This window comes from Clostridium sp. Marseille-P2415 (genome assembly GCF_900155545.1).
GTDB lineage: Bacteria > Bacillota > Clostridia > Lachnospirales > Lachnospiraceae > Lacrimispora.
This window is the reverse complement of sequence record NZ_LT732526.1, coordinates 433,204-449,066: the sequence shown is the minus strand read 5'-3', so window position 1 is coordinate 449,066 and position 15,863 is coordinate 433,204. Positions and strand designations below refer to the sequence as shown.

The following is a 15,863-nucleotide window of genomic DNA, read 5'->3' as shown; positions in this document are numbered from 1 at the left end:
ATCTTAGGGCGGGAAAATCCCGGATTGTTCGGTTTATAGAGCCCTGCCGCACCGCCGGTAGAAACGATGACCGCATTTGCCCTGATCTCAAACGCCCTTTGCTCCGTTATATGAAAGCCTACCGCACCTTCCACCCGGTTGTCGTGAACGAGCAGATCCGTTATATTTACATTATTTAAAACTTCTACATTCTCTGCGTTCTGAACCGCTTTTGCCAATATGGGCTTGAAGTTTTCTCCATTGATCTTAATGTTCCTGTTTCCTCTTGCCACATACTTTCCCTGTTCGTCTTTTAAGATCACCAGTCCCAGCTTTTCCATCTCAGCCGTCACTTCGTTGAACCGTTCGGCTGCCGTCAAAAGCAGATCCTTCCTTACGATCCCGCCCGCATCCCTTGCTGCATAGTCCACATAATCCCCGGGGGTCCTTCCTTCCACAATGTAGGCATTGATGGCATTCACTCCTGCCGCAAGACAACCGCTCCTCTTTATGTTGGCCTTCTCGGCTATGACCACCTTTAAACCGGAATGCCTGCTAAGGGTCAGAGCCGCATAACAGCCTGCCGTACCGCCGCCTATGATCAGTACATCCGCAGCTACAATCTCATGTTTTAACTTTACACTCATATCATCTACCTTGCTTTCAAACAATGTTAACTGGATATTAATTGTTATTTTATCCGTATCAACATAGTTTGTCAATAGGTTAATATGTTATTCCTTTAAAAAGTTACGACTTCCTTTCCATTCAGTTCCGAATTTTCCAAAAGATAGGCCCGTTCCCCGTCATAGGCATAGAGCCTGTAAACGATCACGCACATCTTTTCACCGATCTCTATGGACCTCCGCTCCAGAGACCGGTGTGTCGTAAGCAGGATGCCTCCCACGTTTAATTTTACTTCCAGGCAATTTCCCCGGAACGAGATATCTTCAATGGTCCCTTCTTCGGAATATCGGATCACATCCTTGAATTTTACATTATCGCTCTTAAAAGCCTCCACGAATTCCGGCCGGATGATTGCCCCTTTGTAATCTCCTTTTTCAAATCCCCGAAGCTTATAATATTCCTCCACTCTGGCGGACTGGCCGATGAATTCGGCAACGAACGGCGTTTCCGGCGTCTTGTAGATTTCAAGGGGCATGCCGGTCTGTTCGATCCGTCCTTTGTTGGTGACGATTATTTCATCAGCGACCTCAACCGCCTCATCCTGGTCATGGGTTACAAAGATGCTTGTGATCCCGACTTTATGTATCATATCCTTCAGCCAGCTGCGAAGCTCTAAGCGGACCTTTGCATCAATCGCAGCAAAAGGCTCATCAAGCAGAAGCAGGCTGGGACTGGGCGCAAGGGCTCTGGCGAATGCGACCCTCTGCCTCTGTCCGCCGGATAATTGGTTGGGATACCGCTTTTCCATTCCTTTTAATCCCGTCAGTTCAATCAACTCCATGACCCGTTCCCGAACCTGCTTTTTGGGCATTTTTTTGAGCTCCAGCCCGAAAGCAATGTTCTGGAAAACCGTCATATAGCGGAACAGCGCATAATTCTGGAATACAAATCCGATCCCCCGTTTGGAAGCCGGAATGTCATTGACCCGTCTGCCGTCAATGATAATGTCTCCGGCATTTGGAGTTTCAAATCCGGCGATCATCCGCAATATGGTGGTTTTTCCGCTTCCGCTCGGTCCCAGAAGCGCAACCAGTTTTCCTTTTTCTATTCCAAAATTCACATGGTCGGAAGCTTTAAAATCCCCATATGACTTATCAATATCTTTCATTTCTACGTACATGGCGCTCCTCCTATTCTGATTTCTTTTTTGCCTTATATTCAACGATGTTCCTTACGATCAGTACAACAACGGCCATGATAACCAGTATGGAAGAAACCGCAAATGCCGCCGTAATGGAATCCGCGGAATTAGATAAATAAAGCGCATCGATCTCCAGGGGCAATGTAAAGGTCACGCCCCGCGTCTTTGATAGCGCATTGACCGCCCCGAACTCCCCCAGAGCTCTTGCCGTACACAGGATGATTCCATACAGCAATGCCCATTTGATATGGGGAAACGTTATTTTACGGAATATGGTAAACCCGTCCGCCCCCATTAAAGCAGCGGCTTCCTCTTCATCCTTGCCCTGAGCATTTAACACCGGAATGATCTCTCTGGATACAAACGGGAATGTTACAAAAATCGTTGCCAGCACCACTCCCGGAACCGCAAACACGATCTGGATATTGGTTCCCAATGCCTCATTCAGTCTGTTTATATACCCGCCTGCCCAGCCCAGCCTGCCGAATGTCATCAGGAACGCCAGCCCGGCAATGACCGGAGAAATGGAGAAGGGGATGTCGATCACAGTCGCTAATATATGTTTTCCCCGAAAGGAGAACTTGGTTAAAAGCCATGCCGCAATGATGCCAAAGAATGTATTGACCAGAACAGCAATGACCGTTGCAAGCAAGGTTACTTTCAGGGCAGAAATCACGGATTCCGTCCTTAAGGCCTTAAAGTAAAACCGGATTCCTTCACTTAAGGAATTGACGATGACCGATATGAGCGGCAGTACCAGCATGAAAAACAGGAATAAAACACTGATTGCGATCAGTACCGCCTTTGTTCCCCGGTTCTCTTTTCCGTTGTCAGGATTCTTCTTCATACCGCACCTCCTAAATATTATTTGTACGTTTCGACTGGTGCACCTGGATCACATTTATAAATAGTAAAATAATAAAAGATATAACCAGCATGACCAGGGCTATGGCGGTCGCACTGGGATAATCCACATAGTTTAACTTCTGCATGATCACGTAGGAAACCACCTGAGTCTTGTCTTTTGCATTATTTCCGGATATGTAAATGACACTGCCGTATTCCCCGATCCCTCTCGCAAAGGCCAGACCAAATCCGGTCAACAGGGCAGGCCGCAGTTCCGGTAATATGACCTTCCGGAAAGTAGCAGCCCTGCCGGCTCCCAGAATGCAGGCAGCCTCTTCATACTGGGGATCCAGCTTTTCGAGGATCGGCTGAATCGCTCTTACTACAAAGGGAATGCCGATAAAGATAAGGGCAATGGTAAGCCCTGATTTTGTGTAAGAAACCTTAATTCCAAACTGGGCAAAAAAACGGCCCATAACCCCTGTACTGGAATACATCTTCGATAACGTAATGCCGGCAACTGCGGTCGGAAGGGCAAAAGGAAGCTCGATGAGACCATCTAAAATCCGTTTCCCCGGAAACTCGTATCTTACCAGAACCCAGGCCAGGATCATTCCAAAGATACAATTCACGAAAGCAGCGATCCCGGAACACAGGATACTGGTCTGAAATGCATTCACCACATTATCCTTTATAATCAGGTTCCAAAATTCACCGGGTGTCAACTGAAATGAATATACCAGAACGGATATGAGGGGTATTAACAGGATAAGGGACAGCATCATGATTGTAATTCCCATGGTTAACCCATATCCCGGTATGACTCTGTGATTCCTGACATGCTTTTTTATTCTTAACCCTTCCATGTGTCCTCCATTTAAATACTCTTAAAACGAATTCATCCTACCGGTAAAAAGTGCCGGGAGGATGAACTTTTCTAGTTCCCGTAAATTTCATCAAAGATTCCGCCGTCAACAAAGAATGTATCGTATGCCGCATCCCAGCCGCCAAAATCATCAATAGTGCAGAGCTCTACATTCAAGTCGAATTTATCCGAATATTGCTGCAGAATTTCCTTGTTGGACGGTCTGTAACCATATTCTCCGATCAGTTTCTGGGCCTCATCCGTATACAAATATTCCAGATATGCCTTTGCTGCCTCCCGGGTCCCGTTTTTATTGGCATTTTCATCCACGATCGCCACGCTTGGTTCGGCCAGAATGCTGATGCTGGGAGTAATGATTTCGTAATCATCCGGATACTCCTCTACGGTTGTGACCGCTTCATTCTCCCAGGCGATCAGCACATCTCCCTGACCATTCTCCACAAAGGTCGTCGTGGCCCCCCTGGCACCGGAATCCATCACGCTGACATTTTTGTAGAGATCCCCGGCGAATTTCTTCATTTGATCCTCATCGCCGTTAAAAGCGGTCTTTGCATACTGCCATGCTGCAAGGAAATTCCAGCAGGCACCGCCGCTGCTCTTTGGGTCCGGTGTAATGACCTCCACACCGGGCTTCAGCAGATCCGGCCAGTCCTTTATATTTTTTTCATTTCCTTTTCTTACGAGGAACACGATGGTTGAAGTATATGGAGAGGAATTTCCTTTTAATTCATTGATCCAGCCTGCATCAATTAAGCCTGCCTTTTCAATTAAGGTAATATCATGGGCCAGTGCCAGTGTCACCACATCTGCCTGGGAGCCTTCGATCACGGAACGGGCCTGCCCGCCTGAACCGCCATGAGACTGGACCACGTTTACATCGGTGCCATATGCAGCTTTATAGTATTTTTTAAATAACTCATTGTAAGCTGTGTAAAATTCCCGTGTCGGATCATAGGAAACATTGGTTATCGTTATGCCGGCGTCTGCGCTTTTTTCCGGAGCCTTTCCACAGGCCGCCATAGAAAACGACATTCCAACAGCCAGCAGCGCAGGGACAATCCTTTTCCAATTTCTCTTTTTCATCTTGCTTACCTCCACATGATTGTTATGATACCTGGCATTTTAATACCTATATACATATTTGTAAAGTAGGTTATTGTGTTTTTATATTTTATATGGTAGAATTTATTTATATATTACCTGTAACATATATTTTTTTATTTATATATCATATTTTTCCAGTAGGTTAATATGCACTATGTAAGGAGGTTTCTATGTCCATAAAAACGTTAATTATTTTTGTTACGGTATACAAGGAAGAGAGCATTACCGCTGCTGCCAGAAAGTTAAATCTAAGCCAGCCTGCCGTCAGCGCTGCCATCAAGGAACTGGAAAACCACTATTCGGTCCGGCTGTTCGAGCGAATGGGACGGGGCATACAGAAAACAAACGCGGCTCACCATCTATACGAATTTGCCTCCCACATAACGGCTCTCTATCTGGAAATGGACAAAGATTTCAAAAAGCAGGAACGAGCCACCCCTCTGCGGATCGGTTCCAGCATAAGCATCGGCACCTGCCTGATGCCGGGATACATAAAAGAATACATGGATACCTTCCATGTCCCCATGCCTTATATTAAAATTGACAGCTCAGATATCATTGAAAAGATGGTTTTGGAAAACAATCTGGACCTGGCACTGATCGAAGGCTGTATTCACTCGGATAAACTCATGGCTGAGCCTTTCACAAAGGATAAGCTGGTCTTGATCTGCAGTCCTTTCCATCCGCTGGCATCGAAAAAAACGGTGGCCCTGGATGATATAAAAGAAGAACATTTCCTTCTGCGGGAGAGAAACAGCGGAACCAGAGAGCTTGCAGAATCCACCCTGATGCTTCAGGATTTTCTATTAAAGCCCATACTGGAAAGCACCAGCACCACTGCCATCATCAATGCAGTCATCGCCGGTCTGGGGATTTCCATCCTTCCTGAACGCATGCTGACGGACTACTTCAAAAGCGGGAAGCTGGTCCCCTTACAGATAAAAGGAATTGAATTTAAGCGGGAATATCATATCATCTATCATCAGAACAAATACTTGAATCCGGAAATCATTCATTTGATTGAGTTTATAAAACGGTAAACAAAAAATAATCCAAATCTATTGCAATATCTTACAACTGGATTTGGATTATTCCAAGCATTTAATTAATTAGTATGTAATTATCAAAACAGACTAATGCTTACACCTATAGGGCCGGCCCGGTCAAAGATTTCCAATCCCTGCTTGCTGCATTCCTCTACGGGGTTGACCGCCTCTAGGGTAAAGAAATGAGATGCAAACCTATAACAGCTTGCATCTCCATTTTAAAATTACTGTTTCACTCTTGCCATTAAAGCTTCCTGTAATACTTGTGAAAAATTAATATTCTGTCGAATTGCCACTTCATTTAACCATGATGGAATAGTCAACGTCTTCTTTACTGCTCTTGAATCATTCTTTTTCTTATACTCCAGCATATTAAATTCAATCACAACTAAAAATTGACCTTCATCTAAGTGGATTTTCTGTGGTTCCGAAGGATTTGGAATTTCTTTACCGGATTCCTCCAGATAAGACAGCATGTTACCCAAGGCGTCAAATGCCATTTCATAACCATCATTCATATCTTCACCTTGCGTTATACAGCCCTTCACATCAGGAAATATAATGCTGAATCCGCCCTCTTCTTCTGGTTGAAAAATCGCTGGATAAAACATACGTTCGTCCATAATAACCTCCTCTATTCAAAAGAGGCAGGGGCTATTTTAGCCCCGCCTGTTTAAGTATTGCCTGCTCTGTACCTTTTTTTAGGTCTTTGCAGTGATAAGGAACAGTGGTCATCTTTCCGGTAACCGGATTCTCTAAAGTAATATGAGAACCAACTTGCCGTACTTCCTGAAAACCATTCTGCTTAAGCAGCTTTATCATCTGTTTCGGCGTCATTGGCATTTGCTTTATCTCCTTTCCTTATCATGCTCTTATTATAGCACGTATCAGCACGTGCGTCAAGCGTTTTATGCGTGTTTATACGTGTTTAATATAATCGAGCAGGAGGGAAAATTAAATAAATTTCCCCGGCCTATCACACCACCGTAGCTTGGTATTTGAATACTGCAAAAACCGAAAAATCTTATTGTATCATAAAATTAGGAGACAGTCTCTAAGAAGCACTGCAATTCGCAAAGGCTTTCCAAGAGAAGAGTCGCTCACTATATGGGAAATACTACACTGAATATTGTTTAAAGCCTGAGAAAGACGAGAAAGGTAACACGATTTATCGAATTGCTCCCAAAGGTTATTCTACTGATCTTAATGATAAAAGAATAGATATGGTATGCGTAAGAGAAAACGGAGCCGATATAAAAGATGTGCAAGTCCGCATTGGTCACTCCGATATTTCCTCAACGCTTCAAATATACACCCACGCTGCTGATACTATGGCTTCTAAAAGCGTGGATATATTCGAAAAGGCGGCAGCCATTTGACAACATCTTAGAAAAGGGTTGTCAAATGGCTGTCACCTATCTTCTTTTTTATTAATAAGCCCCCTATAAACCTTTATAATATCTCGATTTACAAGGCGATAATACCATTAATATGTAAATAATTGTACCCAGTACTGTGTACCGGAACTGTTTTGAGTATTACCTACTCCGATATGTGTATAGCTCTTATTCATGATATTCGCTCTGTGTCCCGGGCTGTTCATCCATGCATTCACCACTTCCTGGGGAGTTCTTTGTCCCCATGCAATGTTTTCGCCTGCACCGCGGTAATTCACACCCTGTTCCTTTAATGCACTTGAAAATGAGCTGCCGTCAGGACGTACGTGATCAAAATTAGACTGTATTTCGTTAGCTCTTACCGTAGCTGCCTTCTCTACCATTGGATCAATGGTAAGAGGTGCAAGTCCCTCTTTTGCTCTTTCTGCATTTACAAGATCTACCACCTGCTGGGTATAGGATTTATTGCCGGTGTCATCCTTTGAGCCGTTATCCGTGTTTGTATTTGTGTTTGAGCCGCTGTTGGCATCCGTATCTTTGTCGGTATTCGTGCCGTTGTTGGTATTCGAACCGTTGTTGGTATTTGTGTTTGTATTCGTATTGGTACCGGTGTTTTCACCCTTATCCGGTTTACCGGTATTCGTTCCATTCGTAAGCTTTGACCAATTCACACAATTTCCATCAATTCCCAATTGCTGTAATTTCGATTTTAAATCTTCTAAATTACAGTTCCCATTAATTGTTACAACTTTTCTCCCGGTATTACATTGGCCGTAGGATCTGGTCACCGCTGCATTTGCCGTTAACGGTATCATGCTTGTTAAAGTAAGTGTAATCATTCCAAGTGCTGTTAGTTTTCTCAATTAATTTGCCTCCTTTTAAATTGTTACAATTGTGTTACGTTTATGTTACAAATATATGGTAACACGCTTGTTTCCAATTTTCCAGTGGGAATAACTGGGAATTGCTTAAACGGTCCAGAGAGGCTCAATCTGTTGGGCTGCCTGCACCGCTATGTTCCTCTAACACATCTGCCCCATAGCCTTATGCAGCCTCTCCAGGCTCTCCGGCGTATGCTCCACATAGGGCGAATCTATCAGATAATCCTCAAGGACCTTTAAATTCTTCCCATTCTCTTCCACGCCCAGCTCCTTAAGCGTCAGCGGCATATCCATCCCGCGCATAAACTCTTTCAGCCGGTCTTTCTCATGGCTGAGCTGATTGTAATAAAGCTGGGAAAAAAGTCCCACAGCCACAATCTCCCCGTGAAGTGCAGCGGCCGCCTCTTTTGTAAAATAAGTCCGCACCCCATCGTACATCATATGCCCCAGTGCCGACTGGCTGAAGCTCTTCGTGATATTGGCAATCACGCCTGTTACCGCAATATTGATAAAGGTCACATCCTCCACCGTCTTTGTCAGCTTTCCGTTACGGATATCCTCTATTGCCTGCGGTCCATATTGCTCCAGTACTTCATAGGTATATTCCGCCATCTTAAATGCTGTAAACAAGTCGAACTTGTTTTCCTCCAGCCGCATAACCGGTTTCCCGTTCTGAATTTCAATTCGCTTCGCCATTGCATCCAGAATCCCCGCAGCCGCATAGCGAATCGGGCACTGTGCGATAACCTCCATATCCACCAGCACCGCATCTATCTCATGCTCAAACCGCCAGCAGTTTTTCTTTGCCCCCTCCGGCGTGTACATAACGCTCATAGTGGTAAATGCTGCACAGGTGGAAATCGAGGTAGGGATATTCACCGTTCCCAGACGCGCCGTCTCCGCAACCGCCTTGGAAAAATCCATGATTTTCCCGCCGCCGATGCCGACCACCTCATCACACCCTGCCGCCAGGCATTTTTCTGCATGTTCTACTGCCGCCTCATAGCTGCAGGCACCCTCATAAATCTCCACCACATAATCCAGCCCCGCCCGTTCAAATCCGGGCAACAGGCGTTCTTTCACCGCGGCAAATGCCCTGGAGCCCGCAATCACATATGCTTTTTTTCCAAACCTGCGTATTTCCTCCCCGCACACCTCTAAAATCCCCTTGTCCTGACGGTAGCGCCCCGCACCAAACTTAATCGCACTGTCTAAAATAATTTTCTCCATACCGATGCTCCTTTCCATACCACTATCGCACTGTCGTGCGGAAAAACAAACGGCGGCGCCTTCCACAGAAAACTCCGCCGTCCGTTTTATGTATCCGTCAGATAAACAGGTTTATAATCAGCAGCTCCACCACTCCGACGCCTGCCATGACCATGGATACCGCCGTCTTACACTTCAACTGGTCTTTCATCTCCGTAAGTCCGAACATTCCGTTGAACACCCAGAATCCGCTGTCATTAAAATAGCCGAATGCAATCGCACCGATGCAGCTCGCCTGTGCCAGGAGCACCGGATTTAAACCGAGTACCGGAATCAGCGGAGCCGTTAAGGATGCCGCCGTGGTAATCGCCACGGTTGCGGAGCCAAGGGCAATCCGCATCAGTGCTGCAATAATAACCGGAATCAGAATTGCAGGAATCGGCCAGCTCACTACCATGGAGCCGAGTACGTCACCAATACCGCTCACCTTTACCACATTCCCCAGTGCTCCGCCGGCACCGGTAATCAACATGATAATGCCTGTATCCTTGATGCTGCCGTTCATGATGCCGATAATCTGTTTCTGGTCCATCTTCGCCCCAAGCCCGTATACGGCAAGGGTCGTTCCGATTGCCAGCGCCACGATTGGCGAGCCCAAAAGATTAACTGCTTCGTAGAATCCTCCACTTTCAATGGAAGTCAGGCTCAGCGCCGTCTTGCAAAGAATTAAGGCCAACGGTACAATAATGGGTGATAAAGAATTCCACAGCCCCGGAAGTTCCTTTTCCCCCATTATGGTATCCAGCTCTTCCATCGTCTTAATATACTCTTTTTTAAACTCTTTCCGGTCATAGGTTCCGTCTGTCATCGGAATCTGGTAAATCTTTCTTCCAATCCACTTGGAATAAAGGATGGAAGCAATGAAAATCGGAATGGACAACGCAGCGCCGACTATAATCATCTGTCCCACATCCACTCCCATCATGCCTGCCGCCGTCAGCGGGCCCGGAGTGGGCGGAACCATGGCGTGAGTGCACTGTAAGCCGCATGCCATGGCAAGGGCAAGCCCGATAACTGATTTGCCGGTCACTCTGGAAAGCGCTTTACACAGCGGTGCAAAGATAACTACCGCTGAATCGGCAAACACCGGAATCGACACAATCCAGCCGGTGACTCCCAGCGCCCATTCCTCTTTTCCTTTTCCTATCAGCTTGATAAATGTATAGGCAAGCCGCTCCGCAGCTCCCGTTTTCTCCAGAATACCGCCCATCATTACGCCGAGGCCGATGATGATGCCGGTGCTCTTCAGCGTGTTTCCAAAGCCGTCCTGAATGGCATCAATTGCCTCCGACGGAGCCATTTCCCCGATCAGTCCCGCAATCAGCGCCGCCAAAAGCAGTGCAATAAATGTATGGGTTCTGGTCTTCATAACCAGAATAATCATAACCGCAATTCCCAGGAACAGTCCCAGGAGCATCTGTGCTTCATGTGACATCTGAATTTTCCCTCCCCAAATTTATACCCTGTTACCGCACCATGCATGGCTTCTTCGGATCAAACTTCCAACCCGGAATCAGATACTGCATCGCCATCGCATCGTTTCTCGCTCCAAGGCAATGTTTTAAATAAACCTCATGTGCCTTTTTTACCTGCTCTAAATCAACCTCAATACCAAGTCCCGGCTTCCTGGGAACTGCCACGCAGCCATCCTCAATCTGCAAGGGCTCTTTTGTCAGCCGCTCCAGGCCCTCCTGCCAGATCCAGTGGGTATCCATCGCATTGTACCTGCCCGGAACCGCCGCGCCCACATGGGTGAACATGGCAAGGGAGATGTCAAAATGGTTGTTGGAATGGCTGCCCCAGGTATAGCCAAAATCATGGCACATCTGGGCCACGCGCACAGAACCGCTCATGGTCCAGAAATGCGGGTCTGCCAGAATAATGTCAACCGCCTGGGATTCTAAGGAGTGCCCGACTTCTCTCCAATCGGTAGCAATCATATTTGTCGCTGTCGGGAAACCTGTGCGTCTGCGGAACTCACTCATAATCTCCCTGCCGGAGTATACGCCCTCTGCCCCGCACGGGTCCTCGCAGTAGGTCAGGATGCCTTCCATCCCTTTCACATATTCAACCGCCTCTTTTAACAGCCAACCGCCGTTGGGGTCTAAATCAATCCGCGCATTGGGAAATTCTTTTTTCAGAGCGCGGATCACATCCATTTCCTCGTTGCCCGGAAGCACGCCCCCTTTCAGCTTGAAATCCTGAAAACCGTATTTCCCGCTGGCCGCCCTTGCAAGTGCCACGATTTTTTCTGCAGTCAACGCTTCCTCATGCCGGATCCGGTACCACTCGCAGTCTGTATCCGGCTCGGACAGATAAGGCAGATCCGTCTTATTTCTGTCCCCGACAAAGAACAGATATCCAAGCATTCTCACCTTGTCCCTCTGCTGCCCCTCGCCCAGCAGCTCACAGACCGGAACATCTAAATACTTACCCAGCAAATCCAGACACGGAGCCTCAATCGCAGTTACCACATGGACACCTGTGCGCAAATCGAATGTCTGGTTGCCACGCACGTCCTCTTCCCCTCTGGAATCCAGATATTTCTTTACTTTCAGAAGCGTGCTCTTGTACTCAGCAACCTGTGTGCCCTCCACAATCGGTATGCATTCCTCCAGGGCTTTTGTGATTTTTTCACCTCCCGGAACTTCGCCCACGCCTGTCTCCCCGTTATCCGCATACAGGACAACCACATTTCTGGTAAAGTACGGAGCATGTGCACCGCTCAAATTCAACTCCATACAATCAGCGCCCGCCACAGGCCATACCTCCATCTTTGTAATCTTTGGTGACATGACTAAGTCCTCCTTTCATTTTCATGGCAATTTTTTATATTTCACTTGCCCTTTTCTCAACTTTATTGTATAAAATATCTATAAATAAGTAAAATTACTTGTTATTAGTTATTAACTAAGTAAAACTTATTTCACAATATCTTTCCGGGAGGGGATTTTCATGGATTTAAGACAGATAGAATATATCGTTCAGATTGCAGACGAATGCAGCATCACGAAAGCTGCGGAAAAAATGTTTATTTCCCAGTCAGGAATGAATCAGCAGCTCCTGAAACTGGAGGCGGAGCTTGGCACCCCGCTGTTCCACCGGTGCAAGAACAACCTGCGCTTAACGGAGGCCGGCAAGGTGTATGTGGATTATGGACGGCAGATTTTACATTTAAAAAAAGAGGCTTACGATATTTTAAATGACATCGCGGACAATAAAGCGGGCAGTCTTTCCATAGGGCTCACGCCGGAGCGCGGTATCAACATGCTGATGAGCGTTTATCCTGAATTCCACCAACGGTTCCCCCACATCACCATAGAGCCGCAGGAGATTAGCGTGCGCAGGCAGCAGTCCCTGATTTCCAAAGGATATTTAGATTTAGGCTTTGTCACGCTTAACGAAGCGGATAAGACCGGTGACGAGTATATCCATATCTATTACGAGGATATTCTCCTGGCCGTTCCGCGCCGCCATCCGCTTGCACGAAATGCAACCCCGCCGGGCACACCATTTGCAGTTGCTGATTTGAGGGATTTCAAAGATGAATACTTTGTCCTGATGTTCAAGAATTCTACGATGCGTTCCGTCATCGACCCGCTGTTTGAAGAATCCGGTTTCATGCCGAAGCTGCTGTTTGAGACAGCGAGTAACCTGACCATGTGCAATCTGGTAAAGAACAATATGGCATGCTCCCTCCTTACGTTCAACTATGCACAGGAACAGGAAGATGTGGCATACTTCTACCTGCCTCAGCGCCCCCGCTGGGAGCTCTGCGCCACCTATAAAAAAGAGCATTACCTGACCCAGGCGGCGCGCACATTCATTGCCCTTGCAATTGACCACTACCGCAATACCGCATTGAAAATTGGGCAGCCGGTCCTCTAGCTTTTGTCCGCAGTCATTTTTATTCATGAGAATTAAATAGACCGGATCATAGAAATAGGGCGGGATTCCGGAGAATCCCACCCCAATGATGGAACGAATCTAAATGATATAATTGTCTGTATAATCACTTTCCTTAACCAGATCGGCAATGGTGATCCCGTCAAAGTAATCATTCACCAGCTTATTTAAGCCTTCCCACATCTGTAAGGTCTGACAATGAGAGGCTCTGTTGCAGTTATTAATCTCCCCTTCCAGGCAGGAAACCGGGGCAAGGGAGCCTTCCGTCAGCCTTAATATGCTGCCTACGGTATAACACTCCGGATCTTTCGCCAATTTATATCCGCCGCCTTTTCCTCTCAGGGATATGAGCAGATTACTCTTGCTTAACACAGAGACAATGGATTCTAAGTATTTTTCCGATATTTCCTGTCTTTCCGCGATATCCATCAGGGTGATGTACTCTCCGTTATTATGTTCAGCCAGATCTATCATAAGTCGGATCGCATAGCGACCTTTTGTTGAAATTTTCATAAGACATAACCTCCATATTCATAATTTACCACAAGGTTAGTATGTTTTTCAAGCATTATTTAAAACCAAATAGATCAAAAAAGCCAATTATATAAGAAATTTATTATATGTCTGCGTCATACCGGTCAAGGAAATGATGTACGGTTCCATTTTCCTTATACGCGATTATGGTATTTAAGTTGACATTCTCCACACTTTTAAAAATATTGCTCTCAATATATGGATTGATTTCTTTTAACTGTTTGATCAGGTCTTTTATTTCCACCCTTTTTGAACCGGTGCTGCCGTCGGTCCTGCAGGTTGTACAGGTATCGGTAAACCGGCAGGCGCACTGGATAAAATGCAGGCCGTTGTAATCTCTCCAGCTCTTGATGTCATCTTCCCGGATCAGATACATGGGGCGGATGAGCTCCATCCCTTCGAAATTGGTGCTGTGCAGCTTTGGCATCATGGTCTGTATCTGCGCCCCGTACATCATTCCCATGAGTATGGTTTCAATGACATCGTCGTAGTGATGTCCAAGCGCGATCTTATTACAGCCCAGCTCTTTGGCCTTGTTGTATAAGTATCCCCGCCTCATTCTGGCGCACAGGTAGCAGGGGGATTTTTCCACATCATAGACCGCATCAAAGATCTGGGTTTCAAACACAGTGACCGGAATGTTTAAAAGCTTTGCATTGTTTTCGATGACCTGACGGTTGGTTTCATTATACCCCGGGTCCATCACAAGGAATACCAGCTCAAAAGGAAATTTATTGTGCCGTCTCAGCTCCTGAAACAGCTTAGCCATCAGCATGGAATCCTTTCCCCCTGAAATGCATACGGCGATCTTATCGTTTTCCTTTACCAGCTCATATTCATTGATGGCTTTGGCAAACCTGCTGAACAGCTCCTTATGGAATTTCTTGCGGATGCTCTTTTCGATCTCCTCCAGGCGTTCGTTTCCGCTGTCCTCCTTCTCCATGGCACGAAGCAGCCATTCGCCATAGCCGCCGCGAAGATTATATGCTTCATACCCCTTTTCCGCCAGTTGCTTTGCCGCGTCCCCGCTGATGACCCCTTTTAAGCAATACAATATGATCTTCTTATCCTTCGGAAGGGAAACGGCCCCGTTTAACAATGCTTCTTTTTCTATGTGAATGGCTCCCGGTATAAATCCATGATTGTATGCCGTCTGATCTCTGACGTCTACAAGCATATATTCCTCCGGGCTCATTTGCTTCATTTGTTCCAATGATAGATCCAGCTCATGAGCCATACTGTCATCAAACATATTCTTACCTCCTAATCCGTCCATTTCCGTTTATTCCTTATGTGCCAGGTCCTTGATCACTTCCCCTGCTATGATCAGTCCTGCCACGGAAGGAACAAAAGCCACGCTTCCGGGAATATCCCTTCGTTCCGTGCACTTATGCCTGGCTCCCGGCGGACAGATACAGTTTGTCCTGCAGCTGATGGACATATCCTCTAACGGCCTTGTAGGCTTTTCCGTGGAGTAAACAACCTTAAGCTTCTTTACTCCTCTTTTCTTTAACTCTCTCCGCATGACTTTTGCAAGCGGGCACATGGTGGTTTTATAAATATCCGCCACTTCAAATTTCGTAGGATCCAGTTTATTGCCGGCGCCCATACAGCTGATGACCGGCACACCCGCTTCTTTTGCGCGCATGATCAGTTCAAGCTTTGCGGTGACAGTATCTACCGCATCCACCACATAATCATAATTCTTAAAATCAAAATCAGCCGCGTTTTCCGGTAAATAGAAGCACCGGTGCATTTCCACTTGAGCATCCGGGTTGATTTCCAATATTCTGTCCTTCATTACTTCAACCTTATATTTGCCTACCGTTTTTCTGGTCGCTATGATCTGCCTGTTTAAATTGGTAAGACAAACCTTGTCATCATCAACAAGTACAAAGGAACGGACCCCGCTTCTCACCAAGGCTTCCACCGTATATCCGCCGACACCGCCGATACCAAAAACAGCAACTTTCGCCCCCATCAATTTATCCATGGCATCTTCCCCCAATAATAACTGGGTCCTTGAAAACTGGTTCAACAATTGATTCAACCTCTTTCTTAATTTTTCTATCTGTTTAATAGGAATAAAAATACACTTTATTATACTTCGAAATGTGTATTTGGGCAAATGATATTTATTGCCTTTTCTTTTTTCCGGATTATAGGAGCAATAAGTGTCTCTCATTC

At 46.2% G+C, this 15,863-nt stretch carries 16 protein-coding genes; 2 read left to right on the top strand and 14 right to left on the bottom strand.

Going from position 1 to position 15,863, the window contains the following annotated elements:
* From BQ9856_RS07020 to BQ9856_RS07000, 5 genes are all read right to left on the bottom strand, one after another.
* Positions 1–626 (bottom strand): FAD-binding protein (locus BQ9856_RS07020; protein ID WP_139348767.1); only part of this gene is annotated, 626 nt, incomplete at its 3' end.
* 95 nt (positions 627–721) lie between these two features.
* Positions 722–1,786, bottom strand: coding sequence for an ABC transporter ATP-binding protein (locus tag BQ9856_RS07015; RefSeq protein ID WP_077610395.1), 1,065 nt, complete (start codon positions 1,784–1,786; stop codon positions 722–724).
* 10 nt (positions 1,787–1,796) lie between these two features.
* Complete coding sequence (locus BQ9856_RS07010) at positions 1,797–2,654, bottom strand: sulfate ABC transporter permease (protein WP_077610394.1); 858 nt, start codon at positions 2,652–2,654, stop codon at positions 1,797–1,799.
* Between the two features lie 10 nt (positions 2,655–2,664).
* On the bottom strand, positions 2,665–3,519 hold the full coding sequence (gene cysT / locus BQ9856_RS07005; protein WP_077610393.1) for a sulfate ABC transporter permease subunit CysT: 855 nt from the start codon (positions 3,517–3,519) through the stop codon (positions 2,665–2,667).
* Positions 3,520–3,590: 71 nt separating this feature from the next.
* A complete protein-coding gene (locus BQ9856_RS07000; RefSeq protein WP_077610392.1) occupies positions 3,591–4,622 on the bottom strand; it encodes a sulfate ABC transporter substrate-binding protein in 1,032 nt (343 codons plus the stop codon).
* A 191-nt stretch (positions 4,623–4,813) separates the two neighbouring features.
* Between BQ9856_RS07000 and BQ9856_RS06995 the strand changes: the two genes are divergently transcribed.
* Complete coding sequence (locus tag BQ9856_RS06995) at positions 4,814–5,683, top strand: LysR family transcriptional regulator (RefSeq protein WP_077610391.1); 870 nt, start codon at positions 4,814–4,816, stop codon at positions 5,681–5,683.
* A 230-nt stretch (positions 5,684–5,913) separates the two neighbouring features.
* Here the strand turns inward: BQ9856_RS06995 and BQ9856_RS06990 are convergent, their stop codons facing one another.
* The 6 genes from BQ9856_RS06990 to BQ9856_RS06960 form a co-directional block, all read right to left on the bottom strand.
* On the bottom strand, positions 5,914–6,312 hold the full coding sequence (locus tag BQ9856_RS06990) for a type II toxin-antitoxin system HicB family antitoxin (RefSeq protein WP_077610390.1): 399 nt from the start codon (positions 6,310–6,312) through the stop codon (positions 5,914–5,916).
* A gap of 31 nt (positions 6,313–6,343) precedes the next feature.
* The gene (locus tag BQ9856_RS06985; RefSeq protein WP_442855498.1) at positions 6,344–6,526 is read right to left on the bottom strand and encodes a type II toxin-antitoxin system HicA family toxin; all 183 of its coding nucleotides are present in this window, start codon (positions 6,524–6,526) and stop codon (positions 6,344–6,346) included.
* A 649-nt stretch (positions 6,527–7,175) separates the two neighbouring features.
* Complete coding sequence (locus tag BQ9856_RS06975) at positions 7,176–7,949, bottom strand: CAP domain-containing protein (RefSeq protein WP_235839168.1); 774 nt, start codon at positions 7,947–7,949, stop codon at positions 7,176–7,178.
* Positions 7,950–8,108: 159 nt separating this feature from the next.
* Positions 8,109–9,197: an iron-containing alcohol dehydrogenase family protein gene (locus BQ9856_RS06970; protein WP_077610387.1), complete on the bottom strand. Its 1,089-nt coding sequence runs from the start codon at positions 9,195–9,197 to the stop codon at positions 8,109–8,111.
* A gap of 97 nt (positions 9,198–9,294) precedes the next feature.
* Complete coding sequence (locus tag BQ9856_RS06965; RefSeq protein ID WP_077610386.1) at positions 9,295–10,671, bottom strand: GntP family permease; 1,377 nt, start codon at positions 10,669–10,671, stop codon at positions 9,295–9,297.
* A gap of 31 nt (positions 10,672–10,702) precedes the next feature.
* Positions 10,703–12,031: an enolase C-terminal domain-like protein gene (locus BQ9856_RS06960; RefSeq protein WP_077610385.1), complete on the bottom strand. Its 1,329-nt coding sequence runs from the start codon at positions 12,029–12,031 to the stop codon at positions 10,703–10,705.
* Between the two features lie 160 nt (positions 12,032–12,191).
* Here BQ9856_RS06960 and BQ9856_RS06955 point away from each other — a divergent pair, with 160 nt between their 5' ends.
* Entirely contained in the window at positions 12,192–13,124 is a 933-nt protein-coding gene (locus BQ9856_RS06955) for a LysR family transcriptional regulator (RefSeq protein ID WP_077610384.1), read from the top strand.
* A 99-nt stretch (positions 13,125–13,223) separates the two neighbouring features.
* On the opposite strand, the gene BQ9856_RS06950 is transcribed toward BQ9856_RS06955, so the two are convergent.
* The 3 genes from BQ9856_RS06950 to BQ9856_RS06940 all read right to left on the bottom strand — a co-directional run bounded on the left by BQ9856_RS06950 (position 13,224) and on the right by BQ9856_RS06940 (position 15,717).
* Positions 13,224–13,655 (bottom strand): RrF2 family transcriptional regulator, encoded by a 432-nt coding sequence (locus tag BQ9856_RS06950; RefSeq protein WP_077610383.1) that lies wholly within the window; start codon positions 13,653–13,655, stop codon positions 13,224–13,226.
* A 103-nt stretch (positions 13,656–13,758) separates the two neighbouring features.
* Complete coding sequence (locus BQ9856_RS06945; protein WP_442855497.1) at positions 13,759–14,928, bottom strand: rhodanese-like domain-containing protein; 1,170 nt, start codon at positions 14,926–14,928, stop codon at positions 13,759–13,761.
* A gap of 30 nt (positions 14,929–14,958) precedes the next feature.
* Positions 14,959–15,717: a tRNA threonylcarbamoyladenosine dehydratase gene (locus BQ9856_RS06940; protein WP_077610382.1), complete on the bottom strand. Its 759-nt coding sequence runs from the start codon at positions 15,715–15,717 to the stop codon at positions 14,959–14,961.
* Between the last annotated feature and the right edge of the window lie 146 nt (positions 15,718–15,863).

Coding starts and splice junctions, on each gene's coding strand:
- BQ9856_RS07015 (WP_077610395.1), bottom strand. CDS start 1,786: ATGTACGTAGAAATGAAAGATATTGATAAGTCATATGGGGATTTTAAA.
- BQ9856_RS07010 (WP_077610394.1), bottom strand. CDS start 2,654: ATGAAGAAGAATCCTGACAACGGAAAAGAGAACCGGGGAACAAAGGCG.
- cysT (WP_077610393.1), bottom strand. CDS start 3,519: ATGGAAGGGTTAAGAATAAAAAAGCATGTCAGGAATCACAGAGTCATA.
- BQ9856_RS07000 (WP_077610392.1), bottom strand. CDS start 4,622: ATGAAAAAGAGAAATTGGAAAAGGATTGTCCCTGCGCTGCTGGCTGTT.
- BQ9856_RS06995 (WP_077610391.1), top strand. CDS start 4,814: ATGTCCATAAAAACGTTAATTATTTTTGTTACGGTATACAAGGAAGAG.
- BQ9856_RS06990 (WP_077610390.1), bottom strand. CDS start 6,312: ATGGACGAACGTATGTTTTATCCAGCGATTTTTCAACCAGAAGAAGAG.
- BQ9856_RS06985 (WP_442855498.1), bottom strand. CDS start 6,526: ATGACGCCGAAACAGATGATAAAGCTGCTTAAGCAGAATGGTTTTCAG.
- BQ9856_RS06970 (WP_077610387.1), bottom strand. CDS start 9,197: ATGGAGAAAATTATTTTAGACAGTGCGATTAAGTTTGGTGCGGGGCGC.
- BQ9856_RS06965 (WP_077610386.1), bottom strand. CDS start 10,671: ATGTCACATGAAGCACAGATGCTCCTGGGACTGTTCCTGGGAATTGCG.
- BQ9856_RS06960 (WP_077610385.1), bottom strand. CDS start 12,031: ATGTCACCAAAGATTACAAAGATGGAGGTATGGCCTGTGGCGGGCGCT.
- BQ9856_RS06955 (WP_077610384.1), top strand. CDS start 12,192: ATGGATTTAAGACAGATAGAATATATCGTTCAGATTGCAGACGAATGC.
- BQ9856_RS06950 (WP_077610383.1), bottom strand. CDS start 13,655: ATGAAAATTTCAACAAAAGGTCGCTATGCGATCCGACTTATGATAGAT.
- BQ9856_RS06945 (WP_442855497.1), bottom strand. CDS start 14,928: ATGTTTGATGACAGTATGGCTCATGAGCTGGATCTATCATTGGAACAA.